Below are 13143 nucleotides of genomic sequence, written 5' to 3'. Positions count from 1 at the left end.
ACCCATAACTCTGCCCGCCGAACGACGTCAGCATTACCGTCAGAAGCGGACAAAAGAGGCGCGTTTGGTCATGTCGGCTAAGGGCCTGGCAGCCGGGTCCGAACGGTGTGTGTACCAATTGGCACCTAGCCCGTCTTATTCGTCAGAGGGCGCCTGAGAGGCTGGCGAGCGTGGTGCGAGACCAACGGCATCGACTACATCTTCGGTCTGTCCGGCACCAAGCCGCTCGCCAGAAAAGTCGACGAGGCCGCCGACGGCATCCGCACGCGACGCGCCATCGAGAACCTGCCGGTTCTGCGTGGCTATACCGAGACGCGCCACAAGGCAAAGTCCTGGGATCGCGAACGACGTACCGTCGCCCGTATTGAGGCGACGATGCTCGGCCTCGACATCCGTTTCGTCGTCACCAGCCTCGATGTCGGCTCGGCCGAGTGGATCTACGACAGCCTGTATTGCGCGCGCGGCCAAGCCGAGAATCTGATCAAGCTGCATAAGACGCAGCTCGCCTCCGATCGCACCAGCTGCCGTTCGGCGCTCGCCAATCAAGTCCGCCTCGTTCTCGACACCGCCGCTTATTGGCTGATGCTGACCGTGCGCGACGCGATTCCCAAAGCCCGGGAATTGGCCACAGCCGAGTTCGCGACGCTGCGTCTTCGTCTCTTGAAACTCGCTGCCCGTGTCGTCGAGACCACGAGCCGCGTTTGCCGCGGCATGTCCCGAAGCCGACCTGATCCGCGGCTTGCCAGGCGCGCTGCTGCCGCTCGGTCCTTGACCGGCGGGGCGTCCGCCCCCCGTTCGCCCAACCTACACCTCAAGCGCGTTGCAAAGTACCGGTCGTCAGGCGGTGAAAGGCCGAAGGCAATCCCGCGCGCCTCGTCAGAGCAGATGTGCGGCCACATCAATCGGACCAAAAAAACGCACTCTCACGAATAGGACGGGCTAGCGCGGTCGTGTTGGACAGGCAGCCCTTCGATCGGATCGTGTGGTGGCGCACGGTGGCGAAGGTGCTTTCAATGGGATTGGTCCCCCGACCCCAGGATTATGATTCCTAATTTTCGCATCTACATCCTAAAACATACTGCGCCATAGCGACCGCTACCTTTTTTAATTCTATTGAAGAATTACCGCCTTGGTGCATCATAGATTGCCGCTCCATTCCCCTCGTTGGTAATAGCTAGCCGATGGCTAAGATGGCGTTTTCTGATGTTGGCCTCCGGAGCATATCGCCGCCTCCCAAGGGCCAGATTTGCTATTGGGACGATAAGCTTCCGACCTTTGGCTTTCGTGTGTCGCAGGGCGGCTCCAAGACATTCGTCCTCAACCGCAAGAACTCGCTCATTACGATCGGCCGTTTCCCCACGATTTCCCTCTCCCAAGCTCGGACGGAAGCCAAGCGGCTGCTTGCAGAGTTCACGCTTGGGAAGGTGCGCCCGCAGTCGATCACGTACTCAGAGTCAACGGAGCCGGCCCCGGAATTCTGCACAGGGCGATAAGTGGAGTTTCGGCCTGACAGCGGGCACGCTGTGCCTGCGAATCAGGAGCGACAATGAGCAGAAGAACACGCCGGAACCACACACCGGCCTTCAAGGCGAAGGTGGCGCTCGCCGCCGTGAAGGGCGATCGAACGCTGGCTCAGCTTGCCGAGCAGTTCGACGTCCACCCCAATCAGATCACGGCGTGGAAGGCTCAGCTTGAAAGCAAGGCCGCCGATGCGTTCGGTCCCGGCGGCGGCTCCGGAGCGGAACAAGCAGCCATCGATGTGAAGTCGCTGCACGCCAAGATCGGCGAACTGACGCTGGAGAACGATTCCTAAGAAACGGCAGCATCTACTTTTCGGCTCCAAGGGATGGAGAACAAAGCCGAATGGCTTGGCACGCCGATGCAAATTGTTGACCACTCGCGTCCGGTAACGCGTCTCGTAGGACGAGGCCTTGGGATCGACATAGTCCATGCCGTATCGCACAGCATTGTAGAACAGAACTGCGATCTTCCGGGCCGTGGCGGTCACGGCCTTGGCCCTGCCGATGCGCACTGAGAGCTGTCTATAAAAGGCGCCGAGCGCAGTGTCTGTACGCCCCACGGTCACGGCAGCAAGGCGCAGAAGTGCCGCCGCTCGGCCGCCGGATCGGCGCGTTCGGGACGAGAGCATTTTGCCGCCGGCGCCAGTCCCAGCCAGGAGGTAAAATGCTTTGCACTTGGCCACGAGGAGAGGTCGTCGCCGCATTCAGCGATCAGCTTCAGCGAGAGGTAAAGGACCGAGGCCGTCGATCGCGGTGAGGTCCTTTCCGAGCAACGCGAACAGCGCCTCGCGGACGTCGAAAGCTGGAGCGTTCGCCTGATCGATTCGATTCCGACGCCGCGAGACCTGCGGCGCTGATCCGTGGCCATGACCGCGATGGAAGCTCAGTTCCTTCAACACGGCTTCAATTCTGGCGTCGCAGGCAGATGCCTTCTCGTGGTAGGCGTCGTAAAGCGCAAGTGCCTGCTCGAGCGCAAACAGATGCTCGGCGCGGTAGCTTCCGGTGAGCACCTTCGCGATCGTCTCGGCGCTGGAGCGGCAACTATAATGGCGCAAGCACGCCAGCGCCTCAGGATCGCGCTCGCCGGCAAGGATCGCTCGTATGATACGCAGGCCGGTCACGCCGGTGATGTCGGTGACGACGTGGTGCAGCTGAAGATTCATCTCCATCAAACCGGCAGCAGCTCAGTTCCTCGACTTCGATCTTTTGGGGTTCATCTCTAATCCTCCTGCTGACGGCGGCGGAAGGCTGGGCTGCGCTATCCGTCAGATTCCTAAACGGGATCGCCGGATGGCGTCACCACTCTCAAGTGCGCGACAACCCATGGACCAGGTTTTTTAACGGGGTCACGTGCCACCAAAATCGTATCGGCCGCTCCCTCCCGGTCGGCAATCTAGCGCCGGTCCGTTTCTATCCCACAGGGGGAGCGCAGCGCCGCGCATAGTTTTTTAGAAGGAGCGGCGGGATTGCTGAGCGCAAAGCGATGATCGACCGTGAGCACGAGCTGTCGATCACCAGGCAAGCGGAGGCTTTGAACATCGGCCGCGGCAGCGTGTACTACCTGCCGCGGCCGGTGCCGGACGCCGACCTTGCGATCATGCAGCGCCTCGACCGGCTGCATCTGGAGTTCCCTTTTGCCGGCTCTCGCATGTTGCGAGGGCTGCTGGCTGCCGATGGGTGCAAGATCGGCCGTCGGCATGTGAAGACGTTGATGCGGCGGATGGGGATAGAAGCGCTCTATCGCCGTCCACGCACGACAAAGCCCGAGCCGGGCCACAAGATCTAGCCGTACCTGCTGCGCGGAATGGAGATCACGCGGCCGAACCAGGTGTGGGCGATGGACATCACCTACATCCCGATGGCCCGCGGCTTCGTTTATCTGGCGGTTGTGCTCGACTGGTTCAGCTGCCGCGTGCTGTCGTGGCGCGTATCGATCACCATGGAGGCGACGTCCTGTGTCGAGACGCTTCAGGATGCCCTGGCTCGTCACGGCAAGCCGGACGTCTTCAATACGGATCAGGGCTCGCAGTTCACCGGACAGGCCTTTACCGGCGTGCTCGCCGACAACGGCATTGCGATCAGCATGGACGGCAAGGGAGCCTGGCGAGACAACGTGTTTGTCGAACGGCTATGGCGCAGCGTCAAATACGAGGAGGTGTATCTGCGGGCCTATGACAGCGTCAGCGAGGCCCTCGCGTCGATCGGCCGATACCTCGACTTCTACAACGGTCGGCGCCCGCATTCGAGCCTTGACGGCGTCACCCCCGATCAAGCCTACTTCAACCCGCTGCCACTCCGCTTGGCAGCCTAACCATGGCAGAGGCTCCACTTATCGACGCGGAAAATCTGTTCAGACAACCGGAGCCAGCTCAGGCTCTGACGTATTTCCACACGGTTACGCAAAGGAGACTCGCGCTTGTACTGCCAAAGGCGATTGCGGCTCGTGCGGACATAATTTCATCACAGCTTGCTTCTTGCGCCTTGGCCGACTTCGGCTTGGTTTCGCAAAAGGCTGTCAGGGCGCTCTTGAACAGGGTGATCACAACACATGAATTGTCCGCAACAAGCACCTTGGCTCGCCTTTTATGGGCGGAACGTTCCGTTCGACAACTCTGTTGATTGCGCCATCATAAACGATCACGCGTCAGAACACCTGCTACAGTGGAGAAGGGTTGCAATTGGGCATTTTCGCTCGTCGCCGCTCGATTTCTGAACACGCGCGATTGTGCGCAACGCGAAAGGGACGCTAATGCCCCACGTTATCCGCTTCAGTGATCCGGCCGGCGCGGTTTCGCTTTGGCCGAAAGGTTTCGGCCTCAGTTCCCACGCGCACGCGCCGACGATGGACGGCGCCGAGCACTTCGCGGACGCCGGGCGCGCTCAACGTTCCCTTAACGGCTACGTTAACCCGCCGGCATTCTGGAATTAACGGCTTTCGGGTCGTTCCGGGGGATGTCCCGGGTTCTGTTGAATTTCTGAAGAGGTCGGCGTTGCCCACCTTGAGCCGGTAGGCTCGGGGTGCTGATTCCACAAAGAAGAGCAACGCCATGACAAGAGATATCACACCGGCTGGTTGGCCGGCGACCGGGGCGGTGGACGAAGCGTTTGCAGAAGTGCGGGCGAGCTTCGATCGGTTCTGCCTTGCGGCAGGGATCGAGGCGCTCGGCACGATGATGGAGGCGGATGTTGTGGCGGGCCGCGCCAGGCGGCGCGGCGGACGCACCTTGGGCCGAACGCGGGGACGGATCGGCTTCCACGGCGGCAAGATCGAGGTTAGCGCCCGCGGGTCCGGGGCGTGGATGGCGGCGAGGTCACGATCCCGAGCTGGGAAACGGTGGCGCAGGAGGATTGGCTCGGTCGCGGGGCGATGAACCTGATGCTGATCAATGTGTCGACGCGCCGGTTCGGCCGCGCCGTCCGGCTGCCCGAGGGTGACGTGCCGGCACCGCCCGGATCGGGGTTTCGAAGTCGGCGGCCTCGCGGAGGTTCGTAGCGCTGTCGGCGGCGCGGCTGGCTGACTTCATGGCCGCCGATCTGTCCACGCTCGACCTTCTGGTGGTCCAAATCGACGGGCTGCATCTCGGCGACGATCTCGTGCTGGTCGCCGCGATCGGAGTTGACGGCGAAGGCAGCAAGCATCCGCTGGCGCTGGTGGAAGGGGCGACCGAGAATGCCGTAACGGTTCAGGCCCTGCTGGACAACCTGGTCTCGCGCGGGCTCGACCCGACGGTGCCAGGACTGTTCATCGCCGACCGCACGAAAGGCGTTGTCGAAGGCGATCCGCCGCACCCTCGATTCGGCCGCTGCGATCCAGCGCTGCCAGATCCACAAGGCACGCAACATCATGGAACGCCTGCCGAAAGAGCATCATGCGGCCACCCGTCGGGTGCTGCGCCAGGCCCGGCAGCTCGATGACGCCGACAAGGCTGAAAAATTGATCCGCAATCTCGCGCGTCGACTCGACCAGCAATGGCCCGGTGTAGCGGCGAGCATCCTCGAAGGCCTCGACGAAATCCTGACTGTCGTCCGGTTGAAGCTGCCGAAGGAGCTTGGTCGCTCGCTCGCCTGGACCAAGATCGCCGAGAACATGATGGGCACCATTCGCCGCGTCACGCGCAACATCAAACGCTGGCGCGATGCCGGTATGGCCTTTGCGATGGGTCGCGGCCGGCATGATCGAGGCCAACAAGGGCTTCCGACGATTGAAGGCGCATAAGCAATTGTCGGTTCTGCGTGCGGCCCTTCAAGCTCACCGCGATCGCATGACGATCAAGCCCGTTGCCCACGTCTCGAGGGCCGCGTAACATTCATTCTGGCAACGTCGGCCCGACGTAGTTCAACACCGATCGGGACATCCCCTCGTTCCGTACGGTTGGCCTTTCTCCCGAATAAAGCGATGCCAATTTTTAAAGAGCAGCCAACACTCATGACAGTAAAGCTGGTCACTGAAGTTAACTGCGCGTGATAGGGACAGCGGCGGTTCGCATGTTTCCCAGCGCCGAGTCGCGTCCGCGCAGCTGCCCGATCGCGCCGGTCGCGTTCGGCCTGCGAGGGCTAGCTGCTTTGCGGCCAAGGCTGAGGCGACTGATCCACGCGACGTTGGTCCAGGGTCCATGAAGCCAACCAGTCTTGGTAGGTGCGGGCGTGAGACCTTTCGAGATATAATTCTCCATTATCTCGGGCTTTCCGGAGCCAACCGGTCAGTTTTGCTTGCAGGACATTAAGACCGACCGCTGAAGTTAGCGGCGCGTGGCAGGGACTGAACCGCCACAATGGCCAGATCCAAGATATCCCGGACTATGAGGGAGAGTGAGCATATGCGGCTACCGATTGCTTATGTCGCCATCATGGCGATCTGCTAGGAGGATTAATGAGATGAAAGCTCCCCTCGTCGCTTTGGCGCTAGCTCTCCTTAGCGCTACGGCCCTCGCCCAGTCCATCGAGTATGGGAAGGACCGGTTAGGCTCCGATATCAGCAGCTTCTCTCTGCCGCCGAACAGCGTTCCTGAGAACTGCCAGGGTGCGTGCTGGGCCAATTCGGGCTGCGCGGCGTGGACCTTCGCCCGCAGTGGCTGGCAAGGTGAAACTCCGCGCTGTTGGTTGAAGAACGCGGCGCCGGCACCAACGGACAATTTCTGCTGCGTGTCCGGCCACAGGTAAGCGCCGTAGCAGCTTGCATGAATTGGCGAGCGGAACATTGCAAGGTTGAGATGGCTGGTCTGTCGCCTTATCAAGCACAATCTTCTCGGTGGCGCCGACCGAGCTGGACTTGGCCAGCAATATCTCGTTCACCCGGTCGAACAGGGCGTTGCGCACGGTAATAAAAGCCGAAAGGATTGCCTGCGGGTCACCGTCCTCGAGGAGCGTTGAGCCCAGCGCTGAAAGAACACCCTCAATGTAGACAAGGGAGCTTGGTGCTATGGTTCGCTCCGATGCCATCAAACGCACAATGTTGGAAATGAATTCGAGTCGCAGTTTTTTTCAACCGACCGCTGAAATTTGCGCATTCTACTTCGATCGCGCGCACGAGATCGAATACCCGCGTGGGACGCGCGCCACTTACTAGGCAGACCTGTTCGAGCGTGATGGTATCGCCGAATTCACATTGATCAAGATCGGCATCCAGAAACGCCGAGTTCATGATCGTCACGCCATTCAGGAAGACATGGGACAGGGATTTCGAATCGTGGAGGTTAGAGCTGGTCTCGGTTGTTTGGACAGGGCCCCGCGAAAATTAAGTGGATTCCTGCCGGGTTATGCTGAACGCGGGGCTTTACGATTTTGCTGTGGCGTCGGGAGGGCGCAAGCCCGACCAGAGCCGCAGCAAAATCGTTGGCGACGATCATGCGGCCGTCACCATCGTTTGCGCGCCGAAGTAAGCCTCGTCGGGCGTGCGTTCGTCAAGGCTCGAGTGAGGACGTCCTCGATTGTAGAACGCCAGATATTTGGAAATCGATGCTCGCGCCTCGAGCACGCTGTCGTAAGCACGCAGATAGACTTCCTCGTATTTGACAGTGCGCCACAGCCGCTCGACGAACACGTTGTCGCGCCAGGCACCCTTGCCGTCCATGCTGATGGCGATGTTCGCGTCCAGCAGCACGCCGGTGAAGTCGAGGCTGGTGAACTGGCTACCCTGATCCGTGTTGAAGAAGATCTCGGGCCTGCCGTGCTTCGCCAACGCCTCCTGGAGCGCTTCGACGCAGAATATCGTCTCCATCGTGATCGATACGCGATGGACCAATACCCTTCGGCTGAACACATCGACGACCGCGGCGAGGTAAACGAATCCACGTCGCATCGGAATGTAGCTGATGTCCGCCGCTCGATCTTCAATCCGCGCAATAGGTACGGGTAGATCTTGTGGCCCGGTGCGGGCTTGCTCGTGTTCGGACGGCGATAGATCGCCTCGATCCCCATGCGCTTCATCAGCGTCGCGACGTGGCGGCGGCCAACCTGCATGCCCTCACGCTGCAACAGCGATCGCAGCATGCGCCCCCCTGCGAAGGGATAATCGAGGTACAGCTCATCGAGCCGGCGCATCAAGACGAGTCCTCGGCCGAAACCGGCCGAGGTTCGTAGTAAACCGTACTGCGGGCAAGGTTCAGGACCTTCGCCTGGCGCACGACAGACAGATCATGGTCGCGGTCGATCATCGCTTTGCGCTCAGCAGGGCCGCCTTGGTGAGCGCGCCGGTCAAAAAATCGTTCTCCAACGCAAGCTCGCCGATCTTGCCATGTAACGCTTCAAATCGACCGGCGCCTCGGCCGGTCCGTTGTCCTGCCCAAACACTCCGGCGGCGCCTTCCAGGAGTTGGGACTTGCAGGTCGTGATCTGGTTCGGATGGACATCAAACAGTTGCGCCAGCTCGGCCAATGTCTTCTCCCCCTTCACGGCCGCCAAAGCCACCTTTGCCTTGAATGCCGGAGAATGCGTCCGGCGACTCCTCTTCGTCATCTTCGCTCCTGTTTCGCGGCAAGAAGCCTCGCCGCTCTCAGGCAGAAAATCCACTCAAGCTACTGTCCGAATTTGTGGAGCCAGCTCTAACCGCCCGCCAGGGTCTCATGCTTCGAAAACGTTGCTTCCCCGGCCACCACGGCCTGTGCGTGTCAAGTCGCTGTCCTTTTTGGTCCGCATCGCCAATAGCGACCGCGTACGCCGACGCTGAAATCATCCGTGACAAAGTAGGACAACACGCCGGACCTGCCGTGATGAGTAGCCGATGTGGCAAACCGCCGCGAACACAGGGATATGCCGGCGTCGCCGGATCGACGGACTATAGGAATTGTTTCAGCATGTCCGCAGCAATTACCGCCGACGTGTTCGCCAATGCACCCTCCAGACCAGCACCGCTGCACCGCCGGCTCAAGTTCTGCCGAATCGTCTTACCAATTGGGACAAGCGCAACTGCCGTGGCTCCCAAAAAACGAACTCCAGATCGCATTAATACTCCAGGGCGCTTTCCTGACTCCCAACCGAGCGCCTTTGGCTCGCATCGATAACGGCGCTCGAATGAACCAGGCAGCGCGCCGCTCGAACTGGAGGTTATCCAGTGGCCTCCCAACGCGCTGGTCAAATCGGGACTAAGTCGCAGACCCCGCAATGGCGCTATTCGCGATCGGCAGTATGCCGCACGGCAGGAAGCCGCTGTTCCCGCTGCAATTTTGGCAGCTCATCTGATCGGCCTGAGCAGAGGCTGGATCAGCTGTTGAATATCCAACGAGACGTTTGAAGCCCGAGCATCACCGTTGCGGCCGAGGCTTGACGGGGTGAGCCAGGTCACGAGCAGCAACGCCCACACCAGACGAAATTGCTTGAACCTCACGTTGCGTCAGGACGTAGGGTGAGAATCACGAACGACAAAGCAAACCTCGGACGATGCACAGGCCAGATGGCAAAGATGTGTGATCAAGCGGTCGAATGTAGCGGTGACCGATTGTACGTGTGTCTGGGCCCATGGACCAAGAACGAAAGGTTGTCAGATATGAAACAACGCATGATGATGGCCGCATTGCTCGCTATCATCGCATCTCCGGTTTGCGCGGCGACACTCAGCGGCGCTCCCCGCATTCTCGACGGCAACACGATCGAAATCGAGCAGACCAAAATCCGGCTCTCGGGCATCGAGGCGCCAGAGACTGATCAGATCTGCCTCGACGCCCATGGCCAGAAATGGGCTTGTGGCATAGCTGCTCGCGATGAGCTCATCAAGCATTCGAACGGGCGAACCTGGGATTGCCATACCACAGGGGTAGATGTGTACAGGAGGTCGCTTGGCAACTGCTTCATCGCAGGCGAGGATGTGAACGCGTGGATGGTACGCTCGGGATGGGCGCTATTATCGGCACGCTCCGCAGCAAGCTATGCCATCTATGAGGTTGTTGCGAGCAATGCCTATGCGGGCATCTGGTCCGGGGCGTTCATTGCACCTTGGGATTGGCGCCATCGCAACCAGTCGACGATCATTATTGGCGCAAGCTCGGTGCCCTCAGACGTTCAAGAACTCCTGCTCGGATCCGCTTTGCTGACCGACCCGCCCTCACAGGAGTGTCTGATAAAGGGCACCGTGGGCCGTAAGGGCGAGCGCATTTACCACTTGCCCGGGCAAAACAGTTACGAACAAATCGATATGACGAAGAACTTAGGTGAACGTTGGCTTTGCAGCGAATCGGAAGCGACCGCCCTGGGATGGCGTAAAGCCGCGCGATAGGGTGCCACCACACATGCAAGCAGATTCTTCGAGCATGAGCCATTCGATCGAACCTTCGCGCCGTTCTCTGTTGCTGTTCACTATGTCGGCTGTCGGCATGCTGCTTGCCGACCATATCGTCGAGGCGAAGGAATCAAAACTGCGGCCGAAGCCGGATAATCTGCTCTCTCCAGGTGCTGCGCTGAAGCGGCTAATGGAAGGTAATGATCGCTACGTCCAGGGCGCTTCCCAAGGCCACGATTTCAAACGCGAGCGCCGGGTTTTGGTCGGTGGGCAAAATCCATATGCCGCGGTTCTGGGCTGCGCTGATTCTCGTATTGCGCCAGAACTGGCCTTCGACAGCGGACTTGGTGATCTGTTCGTCTGCCGACTCGCAGGAAATTTCGTCAACGAGGACACGCTCGCCAGCATGGAGTATGCCGTGGCCGTGCTGAACACGCCATTAATTGTGGTACTTGGTCACGATCATTGCGGCGCAGTAGACGCCACGATCAAGGCGCTCAACGACGACAAGCCGCCGCTGGGACATATTCCATCGCTCGTCGCCGCACTTGCACCTGTGGTTAAGGAATCTCGGCAGCAAGGCGGCGACACGTTCGCCAATGCGACCCGGCAAAATGTAATCGATAACGTCAATAAATTCAGATTGGCGGGACCGGTTCTAAACCGGGCAGTTGAGCAGAACAGACTGATGGTTGTCGGGGGCCTTTACAGGCTTGATACGGGCAGAGTCGATCTGCTGAGCTAATGGATGGCGGCCGCCATGCGCGGCGGCCTCGTCCTAACTGGCTCAACAGCGACCTCGGACGACATTCGCTCATTCATCCGCCGCCGCAAGTGCCCTGGATATCGTCAACAATTCTCGTACAGCTTCGGATAGCTCAGGTATGCGCGGGCTCTTAATTCTCGTTGTAATCCTTGTACTTATTCTGGCGACACGCGGCCAGCAACAAGAGAGATTCTTGGCCCGGCCGACAACCTGGATGTCTCGTTAGTTCGTCCTGGCTCACAGAGTTGGCTCGAGCGGAAGATCGCGCTGGGATTTGAGCTCAGCCTCCGCACCAGCGAGCCCAGCAGAATTTTCTCGACGCTGGCGATCCGCTATGCCATCGATACAAATTCTCCGTTGATCGTGCTTAAGCGGCCTGAGCGATGCTTTGAGGCTGCCACTCCCAAGCCAGCAGTTCGTCTATGCGCTTGGCAGAGTGATCCCGTTGTTCGAGCAGATCGCCGGAAGTGAGCTGGTCCGCCTCCGCTATTTACCGCTTGCAAGCCCGTCTGGCGACGCGTGAGTCGCCGGAACTGTTCCGCCGCGATTGGCGGGTTGCCGCGCAGCTATCTTGCGCTGCTGGTCGGCCAGACCATTTCGCTGCTGGGCTCCAACGTCACCATGTGTCGCCATCCGGAACTGCCCCCTTTGCGTCATAAAGAACTGCCCCCACCATCGGGATTATGATCTCGGTTGAAGGTTGGCTCCGCCGCTGACGGGACGGAGGGAGGCGGAGCCGACCGGAGGGCCGTCAGCGGCGGGCGACTTGATGAGGCCGCTCTTGCGCTTGGCTCGGAGCCGGTGGCGGCAACACTGGCGACGATTCCGTTGCCGACGCGGTCCGCTGGGCGCTCAACAGCCGCCTCGTGCGCGGTACTCTGCCAAGTGGCTGAGGGGCTGGCGGGCGTGTTCGGCAATCCGATCTTGAGGGCGGTCACTTTAGCCACCGCCACGTTCATCTTTTGCCATAGCGCTTATTCTGCAGCCTTTCTGTTGCATCTGACCAAGGATCTCGAGTTCGACAGCCGGATCGTCAGCGTCGTGCTCGGAATCGGCGCGCTTGGTGGTGTGGTCGGCGCGGTAGGGATGCGGTGCTGGTTATTGATGACACCTCACTGCCAAAAAGGGGGGGCGATCTGTCGGTGTTGCGGCTCAATACGCGTCGGCTCTCGGTAAAACTGCAAATTGCCAAACACTGGTGTCTTTAACGCTTGCGCGCGGCGAAGTGCCAGTGATGGTCGCGTTACGTCTCTTTCTGCCTGACAGCTGGACAAGCGACATATCTCGTTTGAAGCGCGCTCGCGTGCCAGTCGAATACCGAACGCCACGGTCCAAGCCGGAGATCGCTTTGGCCGAGATTGACCGCGCGATGGCAGCCAACATACGCTTTGGATGTGTGCTGGCGGATGCAGGATACGGCCTCAGCGCACCGTTTCGACAAGGGCTAACAGAGCGCGGGCTGGCCTGGGCGGTCGGTATCCCTCGGCACCAGAAAGTGTATCCGGTCGATGTAAAGCTCATTTGGCCGATCACCAAAGCCCGTGGCAAACCACGAAAGCACCACGTGCCCGATATCTTATCTATTGCGGCAGAACAAATGCTGGCCAGCGCCAAATGGAAAACCGTGAGTTGGCGTAGCGGGACGAAAGGTCGGCTCAAAGCCCGATTTGCTGCTCTTCGTGTCCGCACCGCCGACGGCCCTCCGCAGCGGATATGGGATAAAGGTCAGCAGCATCTCCCAGGCGACGAAGCCTGGCTCATTGGCGAGCAACGTGCCTCCGGGGAGAAGAAATACTATCTTGCCAATCTTCCGGCGACGACGGATCTGCGCACGCTGGCCGCCACCATCAAGGCACGGTGGATTTGTGAGCAGGCGCATCAACAGTTGAAGGAGGAGCTTGGACTTGATCACTTCGAAGGGCGATCATGGCAAGGTCTTCATCGCCACGCCCTTATGACAATGATTGCCTACGCCTTCCTGCAACATCGTCGCCTCGCAAACGCGGGGCGGAAAAGAAAGAATCAACGGGCTTCCCCCTCAACCAACTATGCCCGCCGTACGTCACGCTATCGTCGATCTCATCCTTCGGCCGCCGCCCCAGCAGTGCCCATATTGCCGAAAGCAAATCCTTGAAAAACAGCGGCGA

General features: G+C 60.0%; 5 protein-coding genes and 7 pseudogenes. 9 read left to right on the top strand and 3 right to left on the bottom strand.

The features are described from left to right. Positions 1-171: 171 nt before the first annotated feature. The 3 genes and pseudogenes from ACVIGA_RS28740 to ACVIGA_RS28730 form a co-directional block, all read left to right on the top strand. Positions 172-772: pseudogene (locus ACVIGA_RS28740) on the top strand (transposase); the annotation flags it as partial. Between the two features lie 409 nt (positions 773-1181). Then, a complete protein-coding gene (locus tag ACVIGA_RS28735; RefSeq protein WP_456668711.1) occupies positions 1182-1493 on the top strand; it encodes an Arm DNA-binding domain-containing protein in 312 nt (103 codons plus the stop codon). Positions 1494-1546: 53 nt separating this feature from the next. Continuing rightward, positions 1547-1807: pseudogene (locus ACVIGA_RS28730) on the top strand (transposase); the annotation flags it as partial. 36 nt (positions 1808-1843) lie between these two features. Here ACVIGA_RS28730 and ACVIGA_RS28725 read toward each other — a convergent pair. After that, a pseudogene (locus ACVIGA_RS28725) lies at positions 1844-2692 on the bottom strand (transposase); the annotation flags it as partial. Positions 2693-2973: 281 nt separating this feature from the next. On the opposite strand from ACVIGA_RS28725, the pseudogene ACVIGA_RS28720 reads away from it, so the two are divergent. From ACVIGA_RS28720 to ACVIGA_RS28710, 3 genes and pseudogenes are all read left to right on the top strand, one after another. After that, positions 2974-3831: pseudogene (locus tag ACVIGA_RS28720) on the top strand (IS3 family transposase); the annotation flags it as partial. Positions 3832-4567: 736 nt separating this feature from the next. After that, positions 4568-5824, top strand: a pseudogene (locus ACVIGA_RS28715) (IS256 family transposase). Between the two features lie 532 nt (positions 5825-6356). Continuing rightward, positions 6357-6680, top strand: a complete 324-nt coding sequence (locus ACVIGA_RS28710) for a PAN domain-containing protein (RefSeq protein WP_456668710.1) — start codon at positions 6357-6359, stop codon at positions 6678-6680. A gap of 232 nt (positions 6681-6912) precedes the next feature. Here the strand turns inward: ACVIGA_RS28710 and ACVIGA_RS28705 are convergent, their stop codons facing one another. After that, positions 6913-7161 (bottom strand): hypothetical protein, encoded by a 249-nt coding sequence (locus ACVIGA_RS28705; RefSeq protein ID WP_173640821.1) that lies wholly within the window; start codon positions 7159-7161, stop codon positions 6913-6915. 201 nt (positions 7162-7362) lie between these two features. Continuing rightward, positions 7363-8474: pseudogene (locus ACVIGA_RS28700) on the bottom strand (IS3 family transposase). A gap of 1027 nt (positions 8475-9501) precedes the next feature. Between ACVIGA_RS28700 and ACVIGA_RS28695 the strand changes: the two are divergent. From ACVIGA_RS28695 to ACVIGA_RS28685, 3 genes and pseudogenes are all read left to right on the top strand, one after another. Continuing rightward, complete coding sequence (locus tag ACVIGA_RS28695; protein WP_173640820.1) at positions 9502-10227, top strand: thermonuclease family protein; 726 nt, start codon at positions 9502-9504, stop codon at positions 10225-10227. 34 nt (positions 10228-10261) lie between these two features. Beyond that, a complete protein-coding gene (locus ACVIGA_RS28690) occupies positions 10262-10975 on the top strand; it encodes a carbonic anhydrase (RefSeq protein ID WP_231168572.1) in 714 nt (237 codons plus the stop codon). Positions 10976-12075: 1100 nt separating this feature from the next. Further along, positions 12076-13130: pseudogene (locus ACVIGA_RS28685) on the top strand (IS701 family transposase); the annotation flags it as partial. Positions 13131-13143: the final 13 nt, after the last annotated feature.

The sequence above is a fragment of the Bradyrhizobium sp. USDA 3240 genome (genome assembly GCF_054063295.1).
This window is presented reverse-complemented; position numbering and strand designations above follow the sequence as displayed.